Source organism: Mesorhizobium sp. B1-1-6 (assembly GCF_006443035.1).
GTDB lineage: Bacteria > Pseudomonadota > Alphaproteobacteria > Rhizobiales > Rhizobiaceae > Mesorhizobium.
The window spans coordinates 123107-149210 of the sequence record NZ_VFWR01000004.1; the positions used below are offsets into that span (position 1 = coordinate 123107).

Sequence of the window (26104 nt, forward strand, 5' to 3'; positions counted from 1 at the left end):
CGCAGACTTTATTCACGGGACAGGCCTGCGGAGGCTGACATGTTGAGGCTGTTATCGTCGCTCAAGATAGTATTCCCTGTGCACGAGCCGCCATACGGTGGCGAAGCGGTCGCCTGGCTGGCCGATCCGCTTGCGCATCCCGTGCTCGACGCCATGTCGGAGCGTGAGCTCGGCGACATACCGTTCCGGCTGACGGCGCGACGCACCGCCCACGAGACGGCGCAAGCGGGCTGCCGCTGATTGGTGCTGACGGTCCGGCGCCTGGCCCAACGCAAGCACGTTGTGTCGCCGGTCTTCGCACTTATTGTGCACCGCGATGACATCCGCCACCTCAACAGCGCTGCGGTTCGCTTTCGCCGGCATGATCGCCATGGCTGTCGCCATGGGCATTGGTCGTTTCGTCTATACGCCGATCCTGCCTGGCATGATGGAAGAACTCCATCTGTCGGCGGCCGATGCGGGCTGGATCGCGTCGGCCAATTATCTCGGCTACCTCGCCGGCGCCTTTGCCGCGGCGGGCGGCTGGGCGCATGGGCGCGAGCGCCTGCTGATGCTGGCCGGCCTCGGCGCCAGCGCCTTGCTTGCCGCGCTGATGGGGCTGTCGGATACGATCGCCGCCTTTCTCGTCATCCGCTTTCTTGCAGGCCTGGCCAGCGCCTTTGTCATGGTGTTCCTGGCCAGCATTGTTTTCAGCCATCTTGCCGCGGCCGGCCGCAGCGATCTGCAGGCGTGGCATTTCGGCGGCGTCGGCCTCGGCATCGCCCTGTCCTCGGTGCTGATGGCGGCCCTGGTCAGCGAACATGCCGGCTGGGCGGCGGGCTGGCTGTGGTCGGCGGCGATCTCGGCTTGTGGCTTCGTCGTCGTGGCGCTGTTGGTGGACAGCGGTCCGCTGGCCAGCGGCGATACCGGCCGCGAGCCGGCGCTGCCAAAAGACCGCTCGCTGACCAAGGTGATCGTCGCTTACGGCTTGTTCGGCTTCGGCTACGTGGTAACGGCGACCTTTCTTGTCGCCATTGTCCGGCAAGGCGGCGGCGGACGCGTGTTCGAGGCGGTGGTCTGGATGGTCACCGGTCTTGCCGGCTTTCCCTCGGTCTGGCTCTGGCAGAAGATATCGGCACGGATCGGCCTTTACGCGACCTATGCGCTGGGATGTTTCGTCGAGGTCGTCGGCATTGTCGCAAGCGTCGCGGTGGGCGGGCGCACCGGGCCGCTGCTCGGCGGCCTGCTCGTTGGCGGCACGTTCATTGCCATCACCGCGATCGGCCTGCAGACCGCGCGGCAACTGGCGCCACAAGCTCCCCGGCGGACCTTCGCCTTGATGACGGCTTCGTTCGGTCTTGGCCAGATCATCGGCCCGATTGCCGCCGGGCTCCTGGCGCAGGCGTCGGGCGATTTCTTCCTTGCCTCGATCGCCGCCGCGGCCGTTCTGGTCGCCTCCGGCGTCATCATATGGTCGGCCGCGCCAAAATCGCCATGATTGTGGGTTTGCTCGGTGCCGGGCATCGGGCATGGGCATTTTCTTTCCCCCTAATGTGTGACTTTATGCCCGCTGAACTCAGCTGATTTGCGCAAAAACCGAGGAATTCGCCACAGTGTTCGTATCCTTCTTCCCGCAGCCGAAGCTGTTTTTCTCTTCGGCCGCCGTCTGGAGCCTTGCGGCGATCCTGTTCTGGTTTTTCGGGGGTGAGCAACTGGGCGCCGTCTTCGGCCTGCCGCCGGCAGCAGCCGGTGCACCGCCCATTATCGGCATCGCCGTCCTCGTCTCGAAGCCGTTTCTCTGGTTCTACATCTACTTCGCGTTCTGCGTAGTCGCTTTCTATGCGTTCTGGAGCTGGTATTCGCCGCATCCGTGGCAACGCTGGTCGATCCTGATGACGGCGGTCATCCTGTTCTTCATCTATTTCAATGTGCAGGTCAGCGTCGCCGTCAACGCCTGGTACGGGCCCTTCTTCGACTATGTGCAGGGGCTGATGTCGGGCACCGGAAAATCGACCAACGCCGAATTCTACATTGGGCTGGCCGATTTCTCGTGGCTTGCGCTGGTCGGCATGAACGTGCAGGTGGTCAACGCCTTCATCGTCAGCCATTGGATCTTCCGCTGGCGCACGGCGATGAACAACTACTTCGTCGAGAACTGGGGCAGGCTGCGCCACATCGAAGGCGCCTCGCAACGTATCCAGGAGGACACGATGCGGTTTTCCCAGATCATGGAAGATCTGGGTTCCAGCTTCGTCCAGTCGATCATGACGCTGATCGCCTTCCTGCCGGTCATGATCCAGTTGCAGGCCCATATAACCGAGTTGCCGATCATCGGCGCGATCCCCCAGCCATTGGTGGTCGCGGCACTGGCCTGGTGTCTGTTCGGAACGATTTCGGTCATGATTGCCGGCATGAAGCTTCCAGGGCTGCAGTTCCGCAACCAGCGCGTGGAGGCGGCCTACCGCAAGGAGCTCGTTTACGGCGAGGATCATGCCGACCGGGCCCAGCCCGCCACCACCGCCGCGCTGTTCGCCAATGTTCGCCACAATTATTTCCGGCTGTATTTCCACTACATCTATTTCAATGTCGTCCGGTACACCTACCTGCAGGCCGACAATATTTTCTCGCTGCTGATCCTCGGGCCGTCGCTGGTCGCCCACAAGATAACGTTCGGCGCGCTGAACCAGATTTCGAATGCATTCGGCAAGGTGACAGGTTCCTTGCAGTTCCTGCTCACCTCCTGGTCGACCATCGTCGAACTGCAATCGGTGCATAAGCGCCTGCGCGCCTTCGAGGCGACGCTGCAGGGCGAGCCGCTGCCGGAAATCGACCAGCGCTATCTGGCGCGGCAAGGCGCCGAGGATCCCGCTTAAGTCAGGAAAGACCTGGGTGCGAAACGGGTCGGCGGCTCAGCCGCCGACGGAAGCCTGCTTCTGGCCAGAACCCTGCCGCGAGATGTAATCGCGAAAACTGATGCATTCGACGTCTGATTTGACGCAGACCTCGCCGGCAAAACGCTCCAGCGCGTTCCAGTAGGCGCCGTCATTCATCAGCGCGAAATGGAAGCCGAGTTGCAGCGGAACGCGCTTGCCCCGGTATTGATCCTCGAAGGCGGCGCGGAAAGCCTGGTAGGTGCGGTCCGCGAACTCGCCTGCCTTGCTCGGCCGCTCGAAGCCGCCGGAATGCCTGACATAGAGATTGTAGTCCATGGCGATCACCGGCCGCGATTTCGGTCCTTCCGGGATCTGCGGCAGTGAAAAGCGCGCGAGGCCGGCGGTGGTCGGCGGCTGGACCGGGCCGCGCGAGACGCCGCTGGCGTCGAACCGGTAACCGGCGGCGGGCAGCGCCTCGTAGAGCGCCTTGCTCGTCGACAGATAGGGCGCGCGGAAGCCAACCACCGCATGCCGCGCGAAATCGCGCCAGCCGGTCGGCTCGGGCTCGATGCCGTTGATCGCATAGGCGTTTTCGAGGATGTGCTCGAACGAGGCGAACTCCTTCAGCCAGTCGGCCTTGCTCCAGTCCTTGCCGTCGAAATGGCCGCAGCCATGACTGGCGATGTCATGGCCTTCCGATGCCGCAAGCCCGATCTGCTCCAGCCGCTGGCTCACTTCCTGCGTCGAGGCGGCGAAGCCGATGTTGGATTTGCCCGATGTCTTGCCCGGCGCGGTGTATTGGCTGCGCGTTTCCGATGACAGCAGGAAGACACAGGAGAGGAAATAGGTGAAATGCGCTCCGGTGCGCTTCGCCAGCGCCCGGCTGCGCTTCCATTGCGAGATGTCGCGGGCGCTGTCGAAGGAGATGATGACGACCTGCTTCGGCCTTGCCGGCAAAGGCGCCCGCGAGCCGGGTGGATCGGCGAAAGCCGCACCGGCCGTGGCAAGCGAAGCGAGACAGAACGCGGCAACGCGAGACGAAAAGGATATTGGCAACAGCTACTGACCCCCGGCGGTTTTGGCCCCGCTATAGCGCAAATGTGGCGTGGGTGCGGTGGGCTTTTTGTCCGTTTGCCCCGCGAATAGGTGATTTTCCGGTCGAACCCCTTCCATGCCGACAAAATTTCGCTAAAACGCGGGCTCGCGAACGCTCCGGCCCGGGGCAGGAATGGTTTTATTGATGTCCGACGACAGTTTTATCCGTGAAGTCAACGACGAGATCCGTCGCGAACAGGCGCAGAAGCTGTGGGACCGTTTCGGCCCGGCCCTGCTTGTGGTCGCGGTGCTGGTCGTGCTCGGCACCGCCGCCTTCGTCGGCTACCGCTACTGGGACGAGACCCGCGCCAACCGTTCGGGCGATGCCTTCTCGCAAGCGTTGAAGCTGGCCAATGACGGCAAGAACGACGAGGCGCTGGCCGCGCTCGATCAATTGGAGAAGGATGGCTACGGCGCCTATCCGCTGCTCGCCCGCATGCGCGCTGCCACCGTCAAGGCCGACAAGGGCGACGTCGATGCCGCCGTCAAGGATTTCGACGAGGTGGCGGCCGACGCCGCCATTCCCCAGGGCATTCGCGACATGGCGCGGTTGAGGGCGGCGCTGCTGCTGGTCGATCACGGCTCCTTCGCCGATGTGTCGAGCCGCGTCGAGGCCCTGACCTCGGACACCAACACGCTGCGCCACACCGCGCGCGAGGCGCTCGGGCTGGCCGCCTGGAAGGAAGGCAAGACCCAGGATGCGCTGAAGCTGTTCGACCAGATCGCCGCCGATGACGGTGCCCCGCGCAACACCCGTGAACGGGCGACCCTGATGTCCGAGCTGATCCGCGGCTCGGGCAGCGCGTCGTGACATATGAGCTTCAAAGTCGCCATCATTGGCCGGCCTAACGTCGGCAAATCGACTCTTTTCAATCGGCTGGTGGGAAGGAAGCTGGCGCTTGTCGATGACACGCCGGGCGTCACCCGCGACCGCCGCGTCCATGCGGCAAAGCTTTACGACCTGCATTTCGACGTCATCGACACTGCGGGTTTCGAGGACGCCGCCGCCTCGACGCTGCCCGGCCGCATGCGTGCGCAGACCGAGATCGCTATCCGTGAGGCCGACCTGATCTTCTTCACCGTCGACGCCAAATCCGGCCTGTTGCCGGACGACCGGACCTTTGCCGAGATCGTGCGCAAATCCGGCAAGCCGGTCGTGCTGGTCGCCAACAAGGCCGAGGCGAAGGGCGCGCAGGGCGGCATGCTGGAGGCCTGGGAGCTCGGGCTTGGCGAGCCGGTTCCGGTCTCGGCCGAACACGGCCAAGGCATGCCCGACCTGCGCGACGCGGTGATCGCCGCACTTGGCGAGGCGAGAGCCTTTGGCGAAGATGAGGACGACGACGAGGAGATCGCCTCCAGCGAGGTGCTGATCGGCGAGGATATCGCCGATCCCGACGCCGACGAGGTGCCGGCCTATGACGACACCAAGCCGATGCGCATTGCCGTCGTCGGCCGCCCCAATGCCGGCAAGTCGACGCTGATCAACGCGCTGATCGGCGAGGAGCGGCTTTTGACCGGACCGGAAGCCGGCATCACCCGCGACTCCATCTCGGTCGATTGGGACTGGCGCGGCCGCCGTATGAAATTGTTCGACACCGCCGGCATGCGCCGCAAGGCCAGGATCCATGAAAAGCTCGAGGTCATGTCGGTGCAGGATGGCCTGCGCGCCATCCGCTTCGCCGAGATCGTCATCATCGTGCTCGACGCCACCATCCCTTTCGAGAAGCAGGATCTCCAGATCGCCGACCTGATCATCCGCGAGGGCCGCGCGCCGGTGATCGCCTTCAACAAATGGGACCTGATCGACAATCCGCAGGAACTCTTGGCCGAACTGCGCGAAAAGACCGAACGGCTTTTGCCGCAGGCGCGCGGCATGCAGGCTGTGACGGTTTCGGCCGAGACCGGGCGCGGCCTCGACAAGCTCATGGAAGCCGTCATCCGCACGCACAAGGTCTGGAACAGCCGCGTCTCGACCGGCAGGCTCAATCGCTGGCTGGAAGGCATTCTTGCGCATCATCCGCCGCCCGCGGTTGCCGGTCGCCGGCTGAAGGTTAAATATGTCACGCAGGCCAAGACGCGCCCGCCGGGCTTCGTCGTCTCGTGCTCGCGCCCGGATGCGATGCCGCAATCCTATGTCCGCTATCTCACCAACAGCCTGCGCGAAGCCTTCGACATGCCGGGCGTACCGATCCGCATGGCGTTGAGGACTTCGGACAATCCCTTTGCCGGCAGGGCCAAGAAGCGCTGACGCCCGGGGGAAGGGTGCCAACCCTTCGACGCGGTGTAGACCCTGGAATGACGAAGAGGGGTTGCGACCAGGGCCTAGGCGACCTTCAGCAGGTTCTCATCCGTCCGCGCGCCCTCCGGTAGTGCCTGCCGCGCCGCTTCCAGCAGGATATCGGCGAGGCGGGCGGCCACCGGTTCGGGTTCGGCGTCCCTGCGGTGCAGGAACAGCGCCATCCTGGGCAGAGCCGGCAGCCTGGCAATCTCCGGCGTCATCGCGCTGACGCTGGCCGGCAGGCCGATGTCGGTGCGGATCGTCAGCCCTAGCCCCGCTGCGACCGCGGCCCAGATGCCGCCAAGGCTCGGGCTGGAGAAGGCCATGCGCCAAGGCAGGCCGGCGCGGTCGAGCGTTTCGGTTGCGACCGTGCGCAACAGGCAAGGTGCTTCCAGCGCCACCAGTGGCAGCGGCTCGCCATGGCGCAGGCTGGTCTCGATGCGCTTTGCCGGGCCGATCCAGCGCATCTGCACGTCGGCGACATGCTGGCTGTATGGCAGCGGCGCGCCGCTGTGCCAGGCAAGTGCGATGTCCAGGCTGCCCGAGATGATCCGCTCCGCGAGCTCATGGCTGCGCGCGATGCGGGCCTCGATCTTGACTTTGGGATGGGCACGGGCGAAGCGGCCGAGCACGTCAGGTAGCACCGCCTCGCCAAAATCCTCCTGCAGGCCGAGCCGCACCCAGCCTTCCAGCTCGACATCATGGATGGCGGCGGCCGCCTCGTCATTGAGCTCGACCAGCCGCCGCGCATAGCCGAGCATGGTCTCGCCAGCTTCCGTCAGTGCCAGCCCGCGTCCCGACTTGCGGAAGATAGGCGTCGCCGCCTGCTCCTCCAGTTTCTTCAACTGCGCGCTGACCGCCGAGGTCGAGCGGCCAAGCCGGTCGGCCGCCTTGGCGAAGCTGCCAAGCTCCATTCCGGTGACGAAGCTTCTGAGGACGTCGAGGTCGAATGTCACGCGTCGCATGATAATCCCGTTTTTTAGGATTGTGCGTCAAAAACTTCCTGATTTTATGGACAAAGCTATGGCGATAGACATGCGCCGTCAAGGCCGGTCACCGGGCCGCAAACGGGAATGAAACCATGTCCGCCATCGTCACCCGCACCGATTGTCAGTCGACGCCACGGGCCGAAGGCTCCGGCTCCAGGACCTTCACGCCCAATCACCGCTGGAAGGTGCTGGGCATCGGCGTCGCCGCCAATGCCGGTTTTTCCGCTACTTTCTCCGGCATACCGGCAACCGCGGTGCTGATGCGGCAGGGCTATCATCTCGGCAATGCTCAGCTCGGCCTGGCGCTTGGCCTTCTCGGTCTGGGCGTTGCGCTCAGCGAACTGCCCTGGGGCCTGCTCACCGATCGCTGGGGCGATCGCCGTGTGCTTTTGACCGGGCTCGGCGCCACGGCGGCATGGCTGTTCCTGATGGCGTTGCTTGTCGTTCCATCCCCGTCCGGCGTGCCGGGCGTTCATGTCCTGGCCGCCGCCTTGCTCGCCACCGGCCTGCTCGGCGGCAGCGTCAACGGTTCGAGCGGCCGCGCCATCATGGGCTGGTTCCGCGAAGGCGAACGCGGATTCGCCATGAGCATCCGGCAGACGGCGGTGCCGCTTGGCGGCGGGCTGGGCGCTCTTGTCCTGCCCTTGCTTGCCGCCACGCATGGCTTCGCGGCGGTCTATGGCCTGCTCGCCGCCTTCTCCGTGATCTCCGCTATCTTCGCCTGGCGCTGGCTGCACGAACCGCCGACACAGGGTTCGGCCGCGCCGACCGTTCTGGCCGGGCCCCGGCCGCTGCGCAATGTCGAGGTCTGGCGCATCGCAGCGGCCATCGGCCTGCTGTGCTTTCCGCAAGTGGCCGTACTCACCTTCGCATCGGTCTTCCTGCACGACTTCGCCGGCATGGGGACCCTGGCCACCAGCGCAAGCCTCGCCGCCGTGCAGGCCGGCGCCATGGCGATGCGCGTCTGGAGCGGGCGCTTCACCGACCGCCACGGCAACCGCAGGCCGTTCCTGCGCCTGTGCAGTGCGCTCAGCGCGCTTGCCTTCACGCTGCTCTGGCTGCTGGTCCTGGCCGGCCCGACCATATCAGGCGGCCAGCCCGTCGCGATGGCCACGCTTCCCGTGTTGCTGATTGTCGCAGGCATCCTGGTCTCCGCCTGGCATGGCGTCGCCTACACCGAGCTTGCCACGCTTGCCGGCGCCGGCCATGTCGGCACCGCGCTCAGCCTGGCCAACAGCTTCGTTTTCATAGGCTTCTTCCTGGTTCCGGTGGCCATTCCCGGGCTCTTGCATCTCTGGTCCTGGCCCGGCGTCTGGTTGTCGGCCGCGGCGTGCGCGTTGATCGCATGGCCCATTTTCCTGCGGCCGGCCTCCGTGTCCGTCCCAAAACCGCCCCACTTCGCAACCACGAGCCTGAGCCGACCGGGAAAACCCGATCGAAGCTGTTAACGTCCCATCAAGGTTAATGCATCATTTTGCTCTCCAGTGGGGTCAGTAGCGTTCCTGGAGAGAGTTCCGTGCATCGACGTGTCTTGACGCGGCTTGTTGCCGTCGCCGGTGAGAAGAAACGCAGCCTCGTGGCACCTTTCATCCTCGGCCTCGGCATCTGGATCGGATTTCCGACGGTTTCCGCCTACCAGGATATGACGAGCCTCGTTTCCGGCCTCGAGGCGCCGACCCGCTGGAATTCCTATGTCGAGAAATCCGTCGCCGGATCGGTCCATGCCGCCGAGATGCCGTTTGTCGACGACGCTGTGACGGGTTCGCTCTCCGGATCGGGGGTGCGCCTGCCCGGCGTAGGCGCCGTCTCCTTTCGCGGCAAGGGCGGCAAGGTCAGCACCACGCCTGATGAGGACCGCATCGTGCGCGCCGACAAGAAGGGCCGCATCGTCCAGATCTCTCCCGTCGCCCCGCCGAAGAACTTCAACGCCGGCTCGATCTTCGAGCGCACCTCATCCCTGCTGCGGCCCAGCATGGACAGCGGCCTGAAGATGGCTTTCGCCAAACCCGAGATCAAAGGCAAGGAAATCCAGATCGCCGCGGCATTCCATGCGCGTGAGGACAAGAAGCCGGATCCCGGCGTGTCGCCCATGCTCGCCGCCCTGGTCAACAACGATCATCCGGATGTGCTGGCGACGGCCTATGCGCAGGCCGCGCCCGATTATGCCAAGGCGTCGCCCTTCGAGGCCCTGCTCCAGGACGAGGAGCCCAACAACGGCCGTTTCATCCCGCCGATGGCCAAGGGCGACCATTCGTGGATCCAGAATCCACTTCCGGCGAGCGTCTTCTCCAAGCCCGAGCAGAAATGCCTGGCCAACGGCATCTATTTCGAGGCGCGGGGCGAATCCGTGCGCGGCCAGGCCGCCGTCGCCCAGGTCATCCTCAACCGTGTCCGCAATCCGGCCTATCCCAATTCGATCTGCGGCGTCGTCTACCAGAACGACAGCTGGTTCAACCGTTGCCAGTTCTCCTTCGCCTGCGACGGCAGGAAGAAGCGCATCGACAACCCGGTCGCCTACAAGACTGCGCAGGACGTCGGCATGGCGGTGACCGCCGGCAAGGTCTTCATTCCCGAAGTCGGATCGTCGACCCATTACTATGCCAATTACGTCCATCCCAACTGGGCGCGTACGATGCAGAAGATGACCAAGATCGGCCTGCATATCTTCTACCGCACCTATGGCGGCGGCTGGAGCTGAACGCCCGATAGGCGTCCATATTTTTGCGCGGCTGCGCGGTCTCTCGAAGAGCCGTCGCGCGGAGGATTCGCTCAAGGCGTCCGCGCCGCCATGGCGGGCACGATGTCGCACCTCTCTATTATATTGATTTCATTGTATAAAATACATGGTAACGAACTTCCGCCCGTGGCTTGACGGGCGCAAACCCTCTAACTATGTTGCCGGCGACTTTAGAAGCGGACGGACGGTGACGGTCTGCCCGGGCAGGGGGGTTGCGATGGCCGATGAAACTGGGCCAGGCGGAACCGGAGAAACCGGCCGCGGCAAGCAGCACGAAGCCGCCATCCGCGACGACGAACTTGAGCGCCGCCGGCGTGAACTTGAAGCATCGCTTGCGACAAGGCGGCCGGACCGGCTCGAGGGGAAAGACGCGAAACCAGTGACCGGGTACGGTCAGGCACTCAAGCTGTCCAGCGAGTTCATCGCCGGGGTGGTGGTCGGTGCCGCCATCGGCTGGATCATCGACCGTCTGGCGGGGACATCGCCATGGGGTCTGATCGTGTTTCTGCTGCTTGGTTTTGGCGCGGGCGTGCTCAATGTCATGCGTTCGGCAGGCGTTGTGGCGGAATTCGGACAGGGCGACAAATCGCGCTCTGGCCGCGACGACAGCAAGTGACCGCCGTTCAGGCGGCACTTGGAAATAGCCGCCTTTCGACGGGCGGCATGGTAACAAGGCCGCATGCGGCACTGACGGGGTTTGAACGTGGCAGCTGACAAGGTCGATCCGATCCACCAGTTCCATATCAACAAGCTGATACCGATCGATATCGGCGGTTACGACTTGTCCTTTACCAATTCGGCGCTGTTCATGGTCGCGACCGTGGTCGTCGCCGCGGCATTCCTGTTTCTGACGACGTCGAGCCGCAGCCTCGTTCCCGGCCGGCTGCAATCGATCTCCGAAATGGCCTATGAATTCGTCGGCAACATGTTGCGCGACGCGGCCGGCACGCAGGGCATGAAGTTCTTTCCCTTCGTGTTTTCCCTGTTCATGTTCGTGCTGGTCGCCAACCTGCTTGGCCTGTTTCCGTATTTCTTCACCGTCACCAGCCACATCATCGTCACCTTCGGCCTCGCCGTCTTGGTTATCGGCACCGTGATTGTCTACGGTTTCGGCAAGCACGGCCTTGGTTTCCTCAAGCTGTTCGTGCCGCAAGGCGTGCCGGTGTTCCTGCTGCCGCTGGTGGTGCTGATCGAAGTGATCTCGTTCGTGTCGCGCCCCGTCAGCCTCTCGGTTCGTCTGTTCGCCAACATGCTCGCCGGGCACATCACGCTGAAGGTCTTCTCCGGCTTCGTGGTCAGCCTCTCGGCGCTGGGCGCGGTCGGCGTCGCTGGCTCGGTGCTGCCGCTGGCGATGGCCGTGGCGTTGACCGCGCTCGAACTGCTGGTCGCCTTCCTTCAGGCCTATGTCTTCGCGGTGCTGACCTGCATGTACCTCAACGACGCCCTGCACCCGGGGCACTGATAAAAAATTTCCGGCGCAAGAGTTTTCAACATTGCCGCCGGAATGGAATCGCAACGGAATTTCAGATCCAAAGGAGTTGAACAAATGGACGTAGAAGCAGCAAAGTACATCGGCGCCGGCATCGCTTGCCTCGGCATGGGCGGCGCGGGCATTGGCCTCGGCAACATCTTCGGCAGCTATCTCTCGGGCGCGCTGCGCAACCCGTCGGCCGCCGATGGCCAGTTCGGCCGTCTGATCTTCGGCTTCGCCGTGACCGAAGCTCTGGGCATCTTCTCGCTTCTCATCGCGCTGCTGGCCCTGTTCGGCTGAGCCCCTGTTTGGCTGAGCCGCCATTTGGCTAAGCTATGGGAAGATTGGACAGGCCGGCCGCGAGAGCGGCGGGTCTGATATCAGGGGATAGTCCATGTTCGTGACATCTGCCTTTGCGCAAGAGTCCGCGCCTGCCACCGAGGCTGGCCACGCTGCGACGGAAGGCGACACGCATTCCGGCACCAGCGTGCCTGCCGAAGCTCATGGCATGTTTCCGCCATTCGATCCGGCGACGTTTCCGTCGCAGCTTCTTTGGCTGGCGATCACGTTCGGGCTCTTCTACCTCTTCCTGAAGAGGGTGGTGGTGCCGCGCGTCGGCGGCATCATCGATGTCCGCAACGACCGTATCAGCCAGGATCTCGATCAGGCCGCGAAGTTGAAGGGCGAGGCCGACGCCGCCGTTGCTGCTTACGAGCAGGAGCTGGCGGAAGCCAAGAAGAACGCCAACGCCATCGGCCAGCAGGCCAATGACGCGGCCAAGGCGGAAGCCGAGACCGCGCGCAAGAAGATCGAGGCCGCGCTCGACGAGAAGCTCGGCGAGGCCGAGGCGCGCATTTCTTCCATCAAGGCCAACGCCATGAAGGAAGTCGGCAGCATCGCCGAGGACACTGCCTCGGCGATCGTCGAGGCGCTGGTCGGCGGCAAGGCCAGCAAGGCCGAGATCGCGGCCGCGGTCAAGTCCGTGGCCGGGTGAGGAGCGCATCATGGACGCCACATCTCTTGCAACGCTCTGGGCCACGATCGCCCTGGTCATCTTTTTGGGTATCGCCATCTACATCAAGGTGCCCCGCCTGATCGCCAAGGCGCTCGATGCCCGCGCCGCCAGGATCAGCAGCGAGCTTGACGAGGCGCGCAGGCTGCGCGAGGAGGCCCAGCAGTTGCTTGGCCAATACCAGCGCAAGCGCAAGGAAGCCGAGCAGGAGGCCGCAGACATCGTCGCCGCGGCCAAGCGCGAAGCCGAACTGCTCGCCGCCGAGGCGCACAAGAAGACCGAGGACTACGTCGCGCGGCGCACCGCTCTTGCCGAACAGAAGATCGGCCAGGCCGAGCGCGAGGCGATCGGCGAAGTGCGCGCCAGCGCCGTCGACATCGCCGTCGAAGCCGCTCGCACGCTGCTCGCCGGCAAGATCGACGCCAAGGCCGGCGCGGATTTGTTCAAATCCGCGCTCCAGGATGTGAAGGCGAAGCTGAACTGAGCCTTGACCGACGCAGAACAATCAAAAGCCGCCTGGGCAACCTGGCGGCTTTTTTGTTGGAGCAGTGCGCAGAAGCTGCCAATCTCCCCCCTCGTGGGGGAGATGCCCGGCAGGGCAGAGGGGGGCGCTGTCCCGCCAGCCTGTCAGACAATCCCTCAGACAATCCCTGCGCTGCCTTGCGACTTCTGCGTGAGTAGAAGTAGTTCTGGAAGGTAGCGATCTTTCGCGCCCCCCTCTGTCCTGCCGGACATCTCCCCCACGAGGGGGGAGATCAGCTATATCGCTGCCGCCCTAATCCAGCCCGGCGAAGCTCTCTTCTTCCACCACCTCGGCACCTTCAAGCCTGAATGGCGCGAACGACACGCGGTGCAGCCGCGCCACCGGCCCGTGCGTCTCGATCGCGGTGCGATGGCGGACCGTGGCATAGCCCATATGCACTTCGAAGCCGTAGTGCTGGTGATGGCTGCCGCAGCCGCACATCATGCGGTCGCGCATCACCTTGGCGACGATCGAGGCGGCGGCTATGGATTGCGAGCGCTGGTCGCCCTTGATCAGCGCGCGCCCCGTGCAAGGCAGGCCCGGCGGCACGTCGCGCCCATCGGCAAGCGCGAGCTTCGGCTGCACCGGCAGGCCGGCGACCGCACGGCGCATCGCCTCCAGGCTCGCCTTGAGGATGTTGCTGCCGTCAATGCCCTCGGCGCTGACCGAGGCCATCGACACGCCGAGCGCGGAGCCGATGATGCGCACGAACAGCGCCTCGCGCTGCAAATGGCTGAGCCGTTTGGAATCGTCGAGGCCGTCGGGGATGTTGGCAGGGTCGAGCACGACCGCAGCCGCCACCACCGGTCCGGCCAGCGGGCCGCGTCCGGCCTCGTCCATCCCCGCGACCGGCCACAGGCCTTCGGCCATCGCCTTCGTCTCGAAGGAGAAATCGGGTTTCTCGACGATTTCGAAGAGAGGCGGAGAATCAGAACGCGCGCGAGCCATGTTGCGGCGAGGTTCGCATCGGCTCTGATTCTCCGCAAGTCCCTCCGGGTCGGGTGGGGCGCCGGACCGGGAGGGCACCGTCTGCAGGCCGGGGCAGGCCGGACGGGATTTTTTCGCCACGGCGGCAAACAGCCGCGGTCGTTCAAAGCAGCATCAACTGCTCCTGGTCCTTGCCGGCGGCGACGAACTGGTCGGTCCGCAGCGTGCGCCGCTCGGCATTGAGACCGAGCCGCTTGGCGGTGATTTCGAAGCGCCGGCCGATCTGCCAGGCGTAAGGACCCGCGCCCTTCATGCGCTTGCCCCATTCCGAATCGTAATCCTTGCCCTCGCGCATCGAGCGGATCAGCGACATCACATGGCGATAGCGGTCGGGATAGTGGCGCAGCAGCCAGTCCTTGAAGATCGGGCTGACCTCGAGCGGCAGGCGCAGCACGACATAGCCCGCCTCGCGTGCGCCGGCATGGTGCGCCGAATCGAGGATGCGTTCCATCTCCTGATCGGTCAGCCCGGGGATGATCGGCGCCACCATGACCGAAGCAGGGATGCCGGCATCCGCAAGCTGCCTGATAGCCTCCAGCCGCTTGGCCGGCGTCGAGGCGCGTGGCTCCATGGTGCGCGCCAGCATGCGGTCGAGCGTGGTCACCGACAACGCCACCTTGGCGAGGCCCCGTTCAGCCATGCGTGACAAGATGTCGATATCGCGCGTCACCAGGGCGGATTTGGTGACGATGCCGACCGGGTGGCCGCGCGCCTCCAGCACTTCGAGGATCTCGCGCATGATCCGATACTGCTTCTCGATCGGCTGGTAGGGATCGGTATTGGTGCCGATGGCGATGGTTCGCGGCTGGTAACCGTCCTTCGACAGTTCCTTGTCGAGCAGGCGCGCCGCGTCGGGCTTGGCGAACAGTTTGGATTCGAAATCCAGCCCCGGCGACAGGCCCATGAAACTGTGCGTCGGCCGCGCAAAGCAATAGACGCAGCCATGCTCGCAGCCGCGATAGGGATTGATCGAGCGGTCGAAGGAGATGTCGGGCGATTCATTGCGGGTGATTATGGTACGCGGCTTCTCGACCTGCACCTCGGTCTTGAAGGGAGGCAGTTCCTCCAGCGAGTTCCAGCCATCGTCGAAGACATGCCGGCTGACCGGCTCGAACCGGCCGGACGGGTTGATGCCTGCCGACCGGCCGCGGTTGCGGTCCGGACGCACGCGCATGCCGCTCTGCTCGATCATCGCGTTGGCCATTTCGGCTCGTCCTGCTCCGAAGGCGGCAATGTCGGCGCGCATGATCGGTTCCATCTTCGCCCGCTCCCAAGGACTGTCCATGTTGTTTCGAATCGCTCTGTTCATGAATTTAATCCTATTTGCCGAACGAGAACAAAGCAAGAACTTTCTATGGTGCGCCGCAAAAACTGGCGCTGCGTTCCGCTTTCCGCTATTCGGCAAATGATGCTCACCGTTCTCATAGAGACCCACAATGACGAGGAGGGCCTCGCTCGCACCTTGGCGACGCTGATCGGCGGCGCCGTGGAGGGCGTGGTTCGCGAGGTCATCGTCTGCGACGCCGGTTCCACCGACCAGACCCATCGCGTCGCCGAGCATGCCGGGTGCCAGTATGCGACCGACGGCGTCGCGGCGGCCATCCGGCACGCGAAGGGCGATTGGCTGTTGCTGCTGGAACCGGGCGCGCGGCTGGTCGACGGATGGATCGACGAGGTCGTTGCGCATACAGCGAGGCAAACCATGGCGGCGCGGTTTTCACGCACACGCGCCGGCCGCGCGCCATTCCTGGCCCGTATCTTCTCGGGAAACCGTGCCTTGGCCGACGGGCTGCTGATCAGCAAGCGCCAGGCCACATCCTTGTCGAAAAGAGCCGGCAGCGCCGAGGCTCTCGCTCGCGGCCTGGCGACCAAGCGGCTGGATGCCGAAATCTGGGCCGCTCCGGCAAAACAAGAGCACCGCCCGTCCAAATGATTTTGCAGCTGCTCTGTCTACGTGCGTTGCACATGTGACGCGCAGCTAGCTTCCGATCACGCGGGTGCCGGCGCGCAGGCCGCGGCTGATGATGGAAGTGGTTTCGGTGTCTCGCGGTCCTCGCGCCGGTGCTTCCACGGCGAGCCGGTCATTCGCTAAAACGCATCTCCACAGGCATCCAGCGAAGACGACGTCTGGCTTGACGCTGTGTCTTGCTTTCCGCGTCGTAGTCGACCGGGATCGGTTCCTGACTGAACGACCTTTGATCGTCCAGGGCGTTGATGATGACGATTGCCCTGGCATCGTCCTCTCCGGCGATTGCGGCGGTATAGACACCGCATTCACCGCAGATCAGGTAGTCGGCCGTCCCTAATCCAAAACGGTATTTCTTCAATCGCTGGATGTCCTTGACTGAGATGACCAGTCTGCCGTCCGGATCGGCGACGGCGCGCGAGCCATGCTTGGTACAGAACGAGCACTGGCAGGCGCGAACCTCGATTTTCGATGGATCGAGCTCGGTTGAAAATCGAAGGCGTATGTTGCCGCAATGGCACCCGCCATTATGCACTGTCATCGCGTCCGCCCGTCTTCAACGGCGATGGCCGCCGCCGCGAGACGATACGTCCTGCCGCATCCGGTTTGGAATGGTCTTTCGAAGGCGAAGGCGGTGTTCTGCCTGGCAAACGCGGCGTGAAACCAGCGCCTTGCCTCGGCTTTCACGGAGCCGACATGCCGCGCCGCAGGTGCTCGTCCAGGCGCGGCATGATCTCGACGAAGTTGCAGGGCATGTGCCGGTAGTCGAGCTGCGCCTTCAAGATGCCGTCCCAGGCATCCTTGCAGGCGCCGGGCGAGCCCGGCAGCACGAAGACGAAGGTGGCGTTGACGACGCCGCCGGTCGCCCGGCTCTGGATCGTGGAGGTGCCGATCTTGTCGTAGGAAATGCGGTGGAACACCTCGGAAAAACCATCCATGCGCTTTTCGAAGATCGGCTCCAGCGCGTCCGGCGTCACGTCGCGCCCGGTGAAGCCGGTGCCGCCGGTGGTGATGACCACATCGATCCCATCATCCTTCGACCAGCCGAGCACCTTGTTGCGGATCTTGTCTCCATCGTCGGTGACGATATCGCGGGCGGCAAGGATGTGGCCGGCTTCCGCGATGCGGTCGGCCAGCGTCTGGCCGGACCTGTCGTCGGCAAGGCTGCGCGTGTCGGAAACGGTCAGCACCGCGATGCGGACCGGAATGAAGGAACGGCTCTCGTCAGTCCTGGCCATGGGCATCTGCCTCCGCCGTCATGCTGCGGGTCGCGGCGACGAACCAGTCGGGTTGCCGGGCACGGATGTCGGCGGCCGCGCGCTTGGCGACGTTGCCGGTCTCGAACAGGCCGAAGCACGTGGCGCCGGAACCCGACATGCGGGCAAAACCGGCCCCGGCCTTGTTCAGCACCGAAAGTGCCTTGCCGATAGCGGGCTCGATGGCGCGGGCCGCCGGCTCGAGATCGTTGCGCGTTATCTCCAGCCAGTTGCGCAGGCCGTGGAAGTCGACCACGCGCGGCAGCGGCGGCAGCGGATCATTGTCGCGCCGCGACAGCGCGTTGAATACGTCGGCCGTCGAGACCGCCTTGCCGGGATTGACCAGCACCAGTCCGAGCGCCGAGAAATCAGGCACGATCGACAGCACCTCGCCGATGCCGCGTGCAATCAGCGGCCTGGCCGCCAGGCACATGGGAATGTCGGCGCCGAGCGAAAGCCCGATCCGCGCCAGCGCGGCATCGTCGATGTCGAGTTGCCAGCCCGCCGCAAGCCCGCGCAGAACGGCTGCCGCATCGCTCGACCCGCCGCCGACGCCGGAAGCTACCGGCAGGTTCTTTTCAAGCTTGATGGCGACCGGCGGCGTGCCGCGAGGACCGGCTGCCTGCCGCAGCGCGTCACGCGCCCTGAGCACCAGATTGCTGCCGTCGACGGGAACATCCGGAGCGTAGCGGCCGGACACGCTGAAATCGTCTCGCTCGGCAAGCGCGATCTCGATCCTGTCGCCAAAGCGCGTGAACACCGCCAGGCTTTCGATCAGATGATACCCGTCATCGCGCCTGCCGGTGACATGCAGAGCGAGGTTTATCTTGGCGGGCGCCGGCCACATCCGGACGCGCTGGCCGGATTCCAGGCTCTCGATTGCGAGTGAAATGAGGATCAGTCCTTGGCCAGCCGGTACTCGCCGGTCTTCGGATCCTTCACCAGCGTTCCCATCGCGCCGTTTGCCGTCTGCTTTTCGGTGCGCCGCACCTTGGCGGTTACGCGCTCGGCCTCGCGGATGAAGGTGCGGTAGCCAAAATAAGCGGCGATCCCGACGACGGCGAAGAAAATGATCTGCGGCATATCAAAACTCCTCCCACGCTGGGCCGGCGAAGGGCGGCCGGTCGGGTCGGTTGGCGCATGTCGTCCAAAGGCGGTTTCTGGAGAAAAACGACATGCATGGAACTTCGAGGTTCATGCTAGACGGTTTTGCCAGGTTTTCAAAGCCCGAAGCGCGCCCACAGAGCGCGCTCTTGCGCCGCATCGATCACGCCGCCGGTGGCAGCGGCGGCAATATCGGGCGCCGAAAATCCCTTGCTCGAGCCGAACAGCCCGAAGCGGCCGAACAAACCGCGCGGCGCCGAGATCAGCTTGAGTTGGGTTTTCGCCCCGAACCGCGTCTTGAGCACGGATCGCATGTCGCCGAGCGCATCGACAAGCCCAAGCTCCAGGCCGCGCTTTCCGGTCCAGAACAGGCCGGTGAACAGGTCGGGATCGTCCTTGAGCTTGGTGCCGCGCCGCTCCTTGACCAGATCGATGAAGGTTTCATGCACTTCGAGCTGCAGCGCCTTCAGCCGTTCGATGTCTTCCTTCTTCTCGGGCTTGAATGGATCAAGCACCGACTTGTTCTGGCCAGCGGTGTGGACGCGGCGCTCGACGCCGATCTTCTTCATCAGCTCCGGGAAGCCGAACGAAGCCGAGACCACGCCGATCGAGCCGACGATGGATGATGGATCGGCGAAAATCTCGTCGCCGGCGACCGCGATCATGTAGCCGCCCGAGGCAGCGACGTCCTCGACGAAGACCAGCACCTTTCTGTTCTTCTCGATCGCCAGGTCGCGGATACGCTTGAAGATCAGCCGCGACTGCACCGGCGAGCCGCCGGGCGAATTGATGGAGATGGCGATGGCAGGCGCGTCGAAGGAAAACGCCTTTTCGATCAGCCCGGCGGTGGAGGCAAGCGACAGGCTGGGACGGAACGGGCCGCCGCCCGCCAGGATGGTGCCGTGCAACCGGATAACCGGAATGGTGACGACCGTGGAACGCCAGGATTTCGGCAGCAGGCGGTTGAAAAGGCGTTTCACTGAGGTCGATCTCCGCTCGATGGGTTGCCAGCATGTAGGAATTTCAAGGCCAACGGCAATGCCGCGGCCATCGCGGCCCGGTTGTGTTCAATCTCCGAACAAGGAGGCGAGGCCGTTGTTGATCATCTCCGTCCGTTCCGACGGGCCGTCACCCGTCTGCGCGTGAAGCATCAAAGGCGGCCGGATAGCGAGTTTGCCGCGCGCCCCGAGCGTTGCCCTGACGATGATGCGGATCGCCGCGGCATCGGGGCGGGGATGCACGGCCAGCATCTCGGCGTCGCCGAAACGGCCCGCGATCGCATCGAGAAGCGAACCGAGTTGCTCGGGCCGCGCGATGATGGCAAGCCCGCCGCGCGGCCTGACCACCGCTGCGGCACTGCGGATCCAGCCCTCTAACAGCCCGTCCTCCATGACATGCGCTTCCTTTCTCAAGCGCTCGGGCGTGGCGCGGTCCTGCGCGGCGTTGAAGGGCGGATTCATGATGACGAAATCGAAATCATTGTCGCCGAGGCCGGCCGCCGTCCTGGCGCGGCCCGAAAGCGCGACATTGGCGACGAGCACCGAAGCGCGGTCGACGAGGTGAGCGTTGCCGGGATGCGCGAGCGTGGCCGCGGCGAAAGCCGCCATTTCCGGCGCGCGTTCGACCAGCACGGCCCGGGCCGTCGGGCAGCGCGCCAGAACGGCAAGTGCCGCGGCACCGGCGCCGGCGCCGAAATCGGCGAGACGCCCGCCGAAGGAGGACGGCACGGCAGCCGCCAGCATCATGGCGTCCATGCCGGCGCGATGGCCGCCATGCTTGGGCTGCACCAGCCAGAACCGGCCGCGATGGAAGGCATCGACCGTGTGGGCTGGCGTGTCCGGGGCGAGGGCGGCTGGCGCGGCGGACATTATTTTTGGCGGATCTCGTTGGCGATGCCGGCATCCGTCAGGATGCGCCGCGCCGCGTCGGCCTTGTCGGCGTCGACCATGACGCGCCGCGGCAGGATGCCGAGCGAGCCGTCGAGCACGCTCATATTCTGGTCGGCCACGAAGCAGCCGATGCCGGCATCGCGCATCAGCGATTCGACGAAGGAGATGATGACGGCGTCGTTGGTGCGAATGAGCTCTATCATCGGACGAAACTCTCAGTTTGCCGCGTTCATGTAAACGCATGCGAGGCCCGAAACCAGAGAAGCCGCGCCAATTCGCCACTTGCCGTGGCCGCGTTCGCCGCCCTAGAGTCCGTAACGGAACTAAGGGTGCCGTCGCACGCGTTACATCAGACGGGAGAGTTTGTCGTGGGTGTCGTTCTCAACATCGAAAACGGAAAGCGGGAACCCGCCTCCATCAAGGATCTGATCGACCTGACGGCGGCCGACATGGGGCGCGTCAACGAATTGATCCTGTCGAAGGCCGGATCCGATGTCGAGATGATCCCGGAGGTCGCCAACCACTTGATCTCGTCGGGCGGCAAGCGGCTCAGGCCAATGCTGACGCTCGCCGCCGCACAGATGTTCGGCTATGCCGGCGAGGGCCACGTCAAGCTCGCTACATCGGTCGAGTTCATGCACACGGCGACGCTGCTCCACGACGACGTCGTCGACGAGAGCGGCATGCGACGCGGCAAGAAGACGGCCCGCATGATCTGGGGCAACCAGGCGAGCGTGCTGGTCGGCGACTTCCTGCTTGGCCAGGCATTCCGCATGATGGTCGATGTCGGTTCGCTGGAGGCGCTCGACATCCTGTCGAGCGCGGCCTCGATCATCGCCGAGGGCGAGGTCATGCAGCTTGCCGCCGCCAAGAACCTGGAGACCACCGAGGACGAGCATTTCGCCGTCATCAAGGCCAAGACCGCGGCCCTTTTCTCGGCTGCCGCCGAGGTCGGCCCCGTCATCGCCCAGGCGACGCGCAACGACCGCGCCGCCTTGCGCTCCTACGGCATGAATCTCGGGCTCGCCTTCCAGCTGATCGACGATGCGCTGGACTATGGCGGCACCAGCAAGGATCTGGGCAAGAATGTCGGCGACGATTTTCGCGAGGGCAAGGTGACGCTGCCGGTCATTCTCGCCTACCGGCGCGGCAGCAAGGCCGAGCGCACCTTCTGGAAGCGGGCCATCGAGGACAATGTCACCGATGACGCCGGCCTCGGAAAGGCGATCGGGCTGATGACCCACCACGGCGCGATCGCCGACACGATCGGGCGCGCCCGTCATTTCGGCGAGATCGCCCGCGACGCGCTGGCGCCGCTGGAGGCGACGCCGCAGAAATCGGCGCTGATCGACGTCATCGACTTCTGCATCAGCCGGGTGAACTGAGCCGCTGCCTTTCACGCAGCTCTCCTCTGGCTCGTGCTGGGGAGAAATCCGTGAATCCTTCTCCGCCGCCTCGACAAGCTGCCCGGCTGCAAATTATCTATAAAACATGGCAAAGGGCACGGACGACACCATCGCGGTGCGCATCGGCAAGGTTCTGGCGGATCGCATCATCTCGGGCGCGATCGAGCCGGGCGCCCGGTTGCGGCAGGACCATGTCGCCGAGGAGTTTAATACCAGCCATGTGCCCGTGCGCGAGGCCTTTCGCCGCCTCGAGGCGCAAGGCCTCGCCGTCAGCGAACCGCGCCGCGGCGTGCGCGTGGCGGCTTTCGACCTCGGCGAGGTCAAGGAGGTCGCCGAAATGCGGGCGGCGCTCGAAGTGCTGGCGCTGCGCCACGCGGCGCCGCATCTGACCTCCGCTATTCTCGATCGGGCCGAGGAGGCCAGCAAGGCCGGCGACAAATCCCGGGACGTCAGGTCGTGGGAAGAAGCCAACCGCGCCTTTCACCGGTTGATCCTGACGCCATGCGGCATGTCGCGTCTTCTCGCCACCATCGATGACCTGCACGCCGCAAGCGCCCGTTTCCTGTTCGCCGCATGGCGCTCGGAATGGGAGACCCGTACCGGCCAGGACCACCGGGCGATATTGGCCGCCTTGCGGCAGGGCAACACCGAATCGGCCGCGGCGACATTGGGGCGGCACGTGCAATGGATTGGCCGTAAGCCGGTCAGGACAGCCTCCGGCACCACGCGAGAGGCCTTCGCGATCGTGGGCTAACCGCCTTGCGCAAGGCGTGCCTTGCCATCGTCCGAAAATTGTGGCTTCGATAATAGATCGAAGGCAAAAATTATCTATAATTTTGGATCGACCAAGGGAGCCCCTATGACCGACATCGCGTTCTCGTCCGCAAAACCGTCCTTCAGCCCGCTCCGGCTTCAGGAGCGATCGCTCGGCTGGCAGGCGGGCGCCGTCGTGCTCGGCACCCTGTTTCTGGCGCTGTCCTCCTACATCGAGGTGCCGATGGTGCCGGTTCCGGTGACGATGCAGACCTTTGCCGTGACGCTGGTCGGCGCGCTCTACGGCTGGCGGCTGGGCGCGATCACCATCGCCGCCTGGCTGGCCGAGGGTGCGGTCGGCTTCCCGGTTCTGGCCGGCGGGGCTGCCGGCGTACAACATTTTATTGGCCCGACGGGCGGCTATCTCTTCGCCTTCCCGGTTGTCGGCGCACTGGTCGGCTGGCTGGCGGAGCGCGGTTGGAACGGCGGCAGGGTCGTGCTTGCCTTTGCCGCCATGCTGCTCGGCAACCTGCTGTGCCTAGCCCTTGGCACGGCGTGGCTCGCCGTCATCATCGGCGCCGAAAAGGCTGTTGCCTTCGGCTTCCTGCCGTTTGTCCTCGGTGGCCTGCTCAAGTCGGCGCTTGGCGCCGCCACGCTGATGGCGCTCCCGCGCGGCAAGGCGAAATAGCGCCAGCCGTGACGATAAGGCTGCGCGCTCATCACCTCCTTTGCCTGCTCACCTATGTGGGCAAGGGATACAGCCCCGCATTCACGGCCAACTACGACGGTATCGCGCAGCGCCTTGGCCGGGGCGAGGACATACTGGTCGTGTCCGGCCCGGACGACATCTGCGCACCGTTGCTGGATGAACAGGAGCCACATTGCCTGCGGGACAGCGCCGCCGAGCGGGACCGGCTTGCCGCCCACGATGCCGGCGCCTTGCTCGGGCGACCAATCCGGGCCGGTGCGCGCCTCGATCCCGGTGCGGACATGCTGGCGCGGATGCGGCAGGCCTTCTCGGCCGGCCTCACGCGCGAGGCCTGCCGAGGCTGTGAATGGAGCGGCCTGTGCAGCGCGGTGGCGTCAGGCGGATATCAGGGCGCGCGCCTGCGGCCCTCCGGTCTTCCGGGCACTCCTGACGCCGATGCGCCGGTTTCGGGCTGAAAGCCGTTCTTTGCCGGCATGGTTTGTTAATCGGGTGACCCGATTGTGAATTCGAGGCGGATTGAAGCGTGACCCCAAAAAGGCCATGCTTTTCTCCGAAAGATCGAATCTACGTCGATCCCGCTGACGCGGAGATGGCGCCTGGCTGAAAGGGATACGATGCAGCAGGGACGTGCGCGCTGGCTGACAAGGCTGGCACTTGTGACGGGCATGGCGATTTCGGCGCTGCCGGCCTATGCCAAGCAGACCACCGAACCGGTGAAGATCACATCTTTCTCGGGAGCCTATCTGGCTGCCCGGATCGCCGAGGGTGACAACGACCTGGATAATGCCATTGCCTACTACAAGCAGGCCCTGGCCTTCGATCCAAGCGATACGGGCCTGCAGCAGAGCCTGATGCTGTCGCTGATCGCGCAAGGCCGCTTCGACGAATCCCTTGTCTATGCCGACAAGCTCAAGGAAGTTCCCGACGTCGAACGGTTCTCGCGCCTGGCGCTGGCGGTCGATTCCTTCCACAAGAAGGATTTTTCCAAGGCGCAGTATTGGTTGAAGCTGTCGCTGGAATCCGATCTCGACCGGCTGATCTCCGGCGTCATGTCCGGCTGGGCCCAAGAGGGCGCCGGCGACCCCAGCGAGGCGATGGCATCCATCGACAAGCTGCAGGGCCCGGACTGGTTCGGCCTGTTCAAATCCTTCCACCGCGCGCTGATCGCCGACGTGTCCAACATGCCTGAGAAGGCCGACGCGATCTATGCCGCGACCATGCAGGACACCGCCGCCGGCAGCGCGGCTCCCGAAACATGGATGCGCAATGCGCAGGCCTATGCCTCGTTCCTGGCCCGCAAGGGCGACACGGCCAAGGCGGTATCGGTGCTCGACCAGGCCGAGGCGTTTTCGCCGGGCAAGCTGGAAATTGTCGCCTTGCGCGACAGGATCAGCAAGGGCGACAAGATCCCGCCCTTCATAGCCGGCCCATCCGACGGCGCCTCCGAGATATTGCTCGATCTGGCAACCGCGCTCAATCGCGGCGGCGGTGAGCCTTTCGTCAGGCTCTATCTGCAATATGCGCTGGCGCTGAAACCCGACAGCGATGCCGCCCTGGTGCAGCTTGCCGCCGTTTCCGAACAGCTGAAGGACGGCGAGGGGGCCATCGCGCTCTACCGACGGATACCGGATACCTCGCCGCTGAAGGAGCTTTCGGACTTACAGCTTGGCCTCAACCTGGCCGATCTCGATCGCCATGACGAGGCGATCACGCATCTGAAGGCCTTCGTCGATAAGCATCCCAACGACATGCGCGCCTATCTGGCGCTTGGTGGGGTCTATTCGTCGAAGGAGGATTTCCGTTCCGCCGCCAATCTCTACGACAAGGCCGTCGAGGCGCTGAAGACGCCGACCGCCGCCAACTGGAATATCTTCTACCAGCGGGGCATCGCCTATGAGCGGCTGAAGGAATGGCCGAAGGCCGAGCCGAATTTCCGCAAGGCGCTGGAATTGCAGCCCGACCAGCCGCAGGTGCTGAACTATCTCGGCTATTCCTGGGTCGACATGAATATGAACCTGAAGGAAGGCCTGGCGATGATACAGAAGGCCGTCGATCTCAGGCCGAGCGACGGTTACATCGTCGACTCGCTGGGCTGGGCCTATTTCCGCCTCGGCAGGTACGATGACGCGGTGCGCGAAATGGAACGCGCGGTGTCGCTGAAGCCGGAAGATCCGGTGCTGAACGACCATCTCGGCGACGCCTATTGGCGCGTCGGCCGCAAGCTGGAAGCCACCTTCCAGTGGAACCAGGCGCGCGACCTGAAGCCGGATCCCGACGTGCTTGCCGCCTTGCAGCAGAAGCTAATGAAGGGACTGCCGCCGATCGAGTCCAACACGGCGCAGGAAACCCCCAAGGTCAAGCCGGCACCGGCTGCGCCGAAGGGCTAAGATGAAATGATGTTGCTCGCGAACGGGGCCCTTGTCGGGCTCCGTTTTCGTTGGCAGCCGTGTCAGAACAGCTTGCGGTAGACGACGAAGCCCGAGCGTTCGCCGATCCTGTCGTAGAGCTTCATGGCGGTGTGATTGGTCTCGTGCGTCAGCCAGTAGACCCGGCCCGAACCGGCCGCCTGCGCCCGCTCGTAGACGCCCTCGATGAGAGCCCGGCCGATGCCCTTGCCGCGCAAGGTCTCGTCGGTGAAAAGATCCTGCAGATAGCAGTTCGGCGCGACCGCCGTGGTGCTGCGGTGGAAGAGGTAGTGCACGAGGCCGACGAGCCGTCCTTCACTTTCGGCAACCAGCGCATGCACCGGCTCATAGGCGTCGAAGAAGCGCGACCATGTCATGGCGGTGATCTCGCTTGCCAGCGCCGTCTCGCCCGAGCGCCCGTAAAACGCGTTGTAGCCGTCCCACAGCGGCAGCCATTGCGCGAAATCCTGGCGCGTGACCGGGCGGACGGTGATGGAGTTGGGCATGGCTGACCTGTTGTCTGGCGAGACGGAGTTGTGAGCGTTCACCAGAAGGCACGTGCTCATCGCCGGCAATGGGCCAGCCGCTCGCAAAGCTTTCGACATGCCTCGCGACGCCCGCGCCTTGCTTGACGCTTCGCCGCCGTGTCTCTAGGACGGGGCCGCAAGTCAG

The 26104-nt window shown here is 64.6% G+C and carries 30 protein-coding genes; 18 read left to right on the plus strand and 12 right to left on the minus strand.

Annotated features, from left to right (window positions below; genetic code table 11):
* The first annotated feature begins 39 nt into the window (after positions 1-39).
* From FJ979_RS09735 to sbmA, 3 genes are all read left to right on the plus strand, one after another.
* Positions 40-240, plus strand: coding sequence for a hypothetical protein (locus tag FJ979_RS09735; RefSeq protein ID WP_140497946.1), 201 nt, complete (start codon positions 40-42; stop codon positions 238-240).
* A gap of 76 nt (positions 241-316) precedes the next feature.
* Positions 317-1477, plus strand: coding sequence for a YbfB/YjiJ family MFS transporter (locus FJ979_RS09740; protein ID WP_140520835.1), 1161 nt, complete (start codon positions 317-319; stop codon positions 1475-1477).
* A 115-nt stretch (positions 1478-1592) separates the two neighbouring features.
* Positions 1593-2852: a peptide antibiotic transporter SbmA gene (gene sbmA, locus FJ979_RS09745; protein WP_140497950.1), complete on the plus strand. Its 1260-nt coding sequence runs from the start codon at positions 1593-1595 to the stop codon at positions 2850-2852.
* Between the two features lie 36 nt (positions 2853-2888).
* On the opposite strand, the gene FJ979_RS09750 is transcribed toward sbmA, so the two are convergent.
* Positions 2889-3902, minus strand: a complete 1014-nt coding sequence (locus FJ979_RS09750; protein WP_140558293.1) for a polysaccharide deacetylase family protein — start codon at positions 3900-3902, stop codon at positions 2889-2891.
* Positions 3903-4092: 190 nt separating this feature from the next.
* Here FJ979_RS09750 and FJ979_RS09755 point away from each other — a divergent pair, with 190 nt between their 5' ends.
* Complete coding sequence (locus FJ979_RS09755; RefSeq protein ID WP_140514747.1) at positions 4093-4758, plus strand: tetratricopeptide repeat protein; 666 nt, start codon at positions 4093-4095, stop codon at positions 4756-4758.
* Between the two features lie 3 nt (positions 4759-4761).
* Complete coding sequence (der, locus tag FJ979_RS09760) at positions 4762-6195, plus strand: ribosome biogenesis GTPase Der (protein ID WP_140580733.1); 1434 nt, start codon at positions 4762-4764, stop codon at positions 6193-6195.
* Positions 6196-6269: 74 nt separating this feature from the next.
* Here der and FJ979_RS09765 read toward each other — a convergent pair whose 3' ends face one another.
* The gene (locus tag FJ979_RS09765) at positions 6270-7190 is read right to left on the minus strand and encodes a LysR substrate-binding domain-containing protein (protein ID WP_140580735.1); all 921 of its coding nucleotides are present in this window, start codon (positions 7188-7190) and stop codon (positions 6270-6272) included.
* A 116-nt stretch (positions 7191-7306) separates the two neighbouring features.
* Between FJ979_RS09765 and FJ979_RS09770 the strand changes: the two genes are divergently transcribed.
* From FJ979_RS09770 to FJ979_RS09800, 7 genes are all read left to right on the plus strand, one after another.
* Entirely contained in the window at positions 7307-8662 is a 1356-nt protein-coding gene (locus FJ979_RS09770) for an MFS transporter (protein ID WP_140580737.1), read from the plus strand.
* A 68-nt stretch (positions 8663-8730) separates the two neighbouring features.
* On the plus strand, positions 8731-9912 hold the full coding sequence (locus FJ979_RS09775; protein WP_140564284.1) for a cell wall hydrolase: 1182 nt from the start codon (positions 8731-8733) through the stop codon (positions 9910-9912).
* A 256-nt stretch (positions 9913-10168) separates the two neighbouring features.
* On the plus strand, positions 10169-10567 hold the full coding sequence (locus tag FJ979_RS09780) for an AtpZ/AtpI family protein (protein ID WP_140498124.1): 399 nt from the start codon (positions 10169-10171) through the stop codon (positions 10565-10567).
* Positions 10568-10654: 87 nt separating this feature from the next.
* A complete protein-coding gene (locus FJ979_RS09785; protein WP_140497962.1) occupies positions 10655-11413 on the plus strand; it encodes a F0F1 ATP synthase subunit A in 759 nt (252 codons plus the stop codon).
* Between the two features lie 84 nt (positions 11414-11497).
* Positions 11498-11722 carry a F0F1 ATP synthase subunit C gene (locus tag FJ979_RS09790; RefSeq protein WP_140497964.1) on the plus strand — a complete coding sequence of 75 codons (225 nt, stop codon included), beginning with the start codon at positions 11498-11500 and terminating at the stop codon, positions 11720-11722.
* A gap of 94 nt (positions 11723-11816) precedes the next feature.
* Positions 11817-12416 carry a F0F1 ATP synthase subunit B gene (locus FJ979_RS09795; RefSeq protein WP_140497966.1) on the plus strand — a complete coding sequence of 200 codons (600 nt, stop codon included), beginning with the start codon at positions 11817-11819 and terminating at the stop codon, positions 12414-12416.
* 10 nt (positions 12417-12426) lie between these two features.
* A complete protein-coding gene (locus FJ979_RS09800) occupies positions 12427-12918 on the plus strand; it encodes a F0F1 ATP synthase subunit B (protein ID WP_140497968.1) in 492 nt (163 codons plus the stop codon).
* A 291-nt stretch (positions 12919-13209) separates the two neighbouring features.
* Here FJ979_RS09800 and FJ979_RS09805 read toward each other — a convergent pair whose 3' ends face one another.
* Both FJ979_RS09805 and FJ979_RS09810 read right to left on the minus strand, forming a co-directional pair.
* A complete protein-coding gene (locus FJ979_RS09805; protein WP_140514759.1) occupies positions 13210-13905 on the minus strand; it encodes a ribonuclease HII in 696 nt (231 codons plus the stop codon).
* Between the two features lie 142 nt (positions 13906-14047).
* Positions 14048-15202: a PA0069 family radical SAM protein gene (locus tag FJ979_RS09810; protein WP_140514951.1), complete on the minus strand. Its 1155-nt coding sequence runs from the start codon at positions 15200-15202 to the stop codon at positions 14048-14050.
* A 150-nt stretch (positions 15203-15352) separates the two neighbouring features.
* Here FJ979_RS09810 and FJ979_RS09815 point away from each other — a divergent pair, with 150 nt between their 5' ends.
* The gene (locus tag FJ979_RS09815) at positions 15353-15877 is read left to right on the plus strand and encodes a glycosyltransferase (RefSeq protein ID WP_140564453.1); all 525 of its coding nucleotides are present in this window, start codon (positions 15353-15355) and stop codon (positions 15875-15877) included.
* 148 nt (positions 15878-16025) lie between these two features.
* Here FJ979_RS09815 and FJ979_RS09820 read toward each other — a convergent pair whose 3' ends face one another.
* The 7 genes from FJ979_RS09820 to FJ979_RS09850 all read right to left on the minus strand — a co-directional run bounded on the left by FJ979_RS09820 (position 16026) and on the right by FJ979_RS09850 (position 20362).
* Positions 16026-16445 carry a hypothetical protein gene (locus FJ979_RS09820; protein WP_140580739.1) on the minus strand — a complete coding sequence of 140 codons (420 nt, stop codon included), beginning with the start codon at positions 16443-16445 and terminating at the stop codon, positions 16026-16028.
* A gap of 148 nt (positions 16446-16593) precedes the next feature.
* Entirely contained in the window at positions 16594-17148 is a 555-nt protein-coding gene (moaB, locus tag FJ979_RS09825) for a molybdenum cofactor biosynthesis protein B (RefSeq protein WP_140564282.1), read from the minus strand.
* Entirely contained in the window at positions 17135-18013 is an 879-nt protein-coding gene (locus FJ979_RS09830) for a 4-(cytidine 5'-diphospho)-2-C-methyl-D-erythritol kinase (protein WP_140564281.1), read from the minus strand. Before FJ979_RS09830 ends, moaB begins: the two co-directional genes overlap by 14 nt.
* A 50-nt stretch (positions 18014-18063) precedes the next feature.
* Positions 18064-18249 carry a hypothetical protein gene (locus FJ979_RS09835; RefSeq protein WP_140497980.1) on the minus strand — a complete coding sequence of 62 codons (186 nt, stop codon included), beginning with the start codon at positions 18247-18249 and terminating at the stop codon, positions 18064-18066.
* 137 nt (positions 18250-18386) lie between these two features.
* Complete coding sequence (locus FJ979_RS09840) at positions 18387-19250, minus strand: S49 family peptidase (RefSeq protein ID WP_140497982.1); 864 nt, start codon at positions 19248-19250, stop codon at positions 18387-18389.
* A gap of 87 nt (positions 19251-19337) precedes the next feature.
* Positions 19338-20138, minus strand: coding sequence for a methyltransferase (locus FJ979_RS09845; protein WP_140564280.1), 801 nt, complete (start codon positions 20136-20138; stop codon positions 19338-19340).
* Entirely contained in the window at positions 20138-20362 is a 225-nt protein-coding gene (locus tag FJ979_RS09850; protein WP_135901951.1) for a DUF2007 domain-containing protein, read from the minus strand. The genes FJ979_RS09845 and FJ979_RS09850 overlap by 1 nt, the downstream gene beginning before the upstream one ends.
* Positions 20363-20527: 165 nt before the next feature.
* Here FJ979_RS09850 and FJ979_RS09855 point away from each other — a divergent pair, with 165 nt between their 5' ends.
* The 5 genes from FJ979_RS09855 to FJ979_RS09875 all read left to right on the plus strand — a co-directional run bounded on the left by FJ979_RS09855 (position 20528) and on the right by FJ979_RS09875 (position 25414).
* Complete coding sequence (locus FJ979_RS09855; protein WP_140497986.1) at positions 20528-21544, plus strand: polyprenyl synthetase family protein; 1017 nt, start codon at positions 20528-20530, stop codon at positions 21542-21544.
* 106 nt (positions 21545-21650) lie between these two features.
* Positions 21651-22319, plus strand: coding sequence for a GntR family transcriptional regulator (locus FJ979_RS09860; RefSeq protein ID WP_140580741.1), 669 nt, complete (start codon positions 21651-21653; stop codon positions 22317-22319).
* Between the two features lie 105 nt (positions 22320-22424).
* On the plus strand, positions 22425-23006 hold the full coding sequence (locus tag FJ979_RS09865) for a biotin transporter BioY (protein ID WP_140497991.1): 582 nt from the start codon (positions 22425-22427) through the stop codon (positions 23004-23006).
* An 8-nt stretch (positions 23007-23014) separates the two neighbouring features.
* On the plus strand, positions 23015-23482 hold the full coding sequence (locus tag FJ979_RS09870; protein ID WP_140497994.1) for a DUF1284 domain-containing protein: 468 nt from the start codon (positions 23015-23017) through the stop codon (positions 23480-23482).
* A 159-nt stretch (positions 23483-23641) separates the two neighbouring features.
* Positions 23642-25414: a tetratricopeptide repeat protein gene (locus FJ979_RS09875; protein ID WP_140580743.1), complete on the plus strand. Its 1773-nt coding sequence runs from the start codon at positions 23642-23644 to the stop codon at positions 25412-25414.
* 62 nt (positions 25415-25476) lie between these two features.
* Here FJ979_RS09875 and FJ979_RS09880 read toward each other — a convergent pair whose 3' ends face one another.
* Positions 25477-25938 (minus strand): GNAT family N-acetyltransferase, encoded by a 462-nt coding sequence (locus FJ979_RS09880; RefSeq protein ID WP_140498002.1) that lies wholly within the window; start codon positions 25936-25938, stop codon positions 25477-25479.
* Positions 25939-26104: the final 166 nt, after the last annotated feature.

Excerpts from the sequence above, each read along its gene's own strand:
- FJ979_RS09735 (WP_140497946.1), top strand. The coding sequence starts at position 40 with ATGTTGAGGCTGTTATCGTCGCTCAAGATAGTATTCCCTGTGCACGAG.
- FJ979_RS09740 (WP_140520835.1), top strand. The coding sequence starts at position 317 with ATGACATCCGCCACCTCAACAGCGCTGCGGTTCGCTTTCGCCGGCATG.
- FJ979_RS09755 (WP_140514747.1), top strand. The coding sequence starts at position 4,093 with ATGTCCGACGACAGTTTTATCCGTGAAGTCAACGACGAGATCCGTCGC.
- der (WP_140580733.1), top strand. The coding sequence starts at position 4,762 with ATGAGCTTCAAAGTCGCCATCATTGGCCGGCCTAACGTCGGCAAATCG.
- FJ979_RS09765 (WP_140580735.1), bottom strand. The coding sequence starts at position 7,190 with ATGCGACGCGTGACATTCGACCTCGACGTCCTCAGAAGCTTCGTCACC.
- FJ979_RS09770 (WP_140580737.1), top strand. The coding sequence starts at position 7,307 with ATGTCCGCCATCGTCACCCGCACCGATTGTCAGTCGACGCCACGGGCC.
- FJ979_RS09780 (WP_140498124.1), top strand. The coding sequence starts at position 10,169 with ATGGCCGATGAAACTGGGCCAGGCGGAACCGGAGAAACCGGCCGCGGC.
- FJ979_RS09790 (WP_140497964.1), top strand. The coding sequence starts at position 11,498 with ATGGACGTAGAAGCAGCAAAGTACATCGGCGCCGGCATCGCTTGCCTC.
- FJ979_RS09795 (WP_140497966.1), top strand. The coding sequence starts at position 11,817 with ATGTTCGTGACATCTGCCTTTGCGCAAGAGTCCGCGCCTGCCACCGAG.
- FJ979_RS09800 (WP_140497968.1), top strand. The coding sequence starts at position 12,427 with ATGGACGCCACATCTCTTGCAACGCTCTGGGCCACGATCGCCCTGGTC.
- FJ979_RS09805 (WP_140514759.1), bottom strand. The coding sequence starts at position 13,905 with ATGGCTCGCGCGCGTTCTGATTCTCCGCCTCTCTTCGAAATCGTCGAG.
- FJ979_RS09810 (WP_140514951.1), bottom strand. The coding sequence starts at position 15,202 with ATGGAACCGATCATGCGCGCCGACATTGCCGCCTTCGGAGCAGGACGA.
- FJ979_RS09815 (WP_140564453.1), top strand. The coding sequence starts at position 15,353 with ATGCTCACCGTTCTCATAGAGACCCACAATGACGAGGAGGGCCTCGCT.
- moaB (WP_140564282.1), bottom strand. The coding sequence starts at position 17,148 with ATGGCCAGGACTGACGAGAGCCGTTCCTTCATTCCGGTCCGCATCGCG.
- FJ979_RS09830 (WP_140564281.1), bottom strand. The coding sequence starts at position 18,013 with ATGTGGCCGGCGCCCGCCAAGATAAACCTCGCTCTGCATGTCACCGGC.
- FJ979_RS09835 (WP_140497980.1), bottom strand. The coding sequence starts at position 18,249 with ATGCCGCAGATCATTTTCTTCGCCGTCGTCGGGATCGCCGCTTATTTT.
- FJ979_RS09845 (WP_140564280.1), bottom strand. The coding sequence starts at position 20,138 with ATGTCCGCCGCGCCAGCCGCCCTCGCCCCGGACACGCCAGCCCACACG.
- FJ979_RS09850 (WP_135901951.1), bottom strand. The coding sequence starts at position 20,362 with ATGATAGAGCTCATTCGCACCAACGACGCCGTCATCATCTCCTTCGTC.
- FJ979_RS09860 (WP_140580741.1), top strand. The coding sequence starts at position 21,651 with ATGGCAAAGGGCACGGACGACACCATCGCGGTGCGCATCGGCAAGGTT.
- FJ979_RS09865 (WP_140497991.1), top strand. The coding sequence starts at position 22,425 with ATGACCGACATCGCGTTCTCGTCCGCAAAACCGTCCTTCAGCCCGCTC.
- FJ979_RS09875 (WP_140580743.1), top strand. The coding sequence starts at position 23,642 with ATGCAGCAGGGACGTGCGCGCTGGCTGACAAGGCTGGCACTTGTGACG.
- FJ979_RS09880 (WP_140498002.1), bottom strand. The coding sequence starts at position 25,938 with ATGCCCAACTCCATCACCGTCCGCCCGGTCACGCGCCAGGATTTCGCG.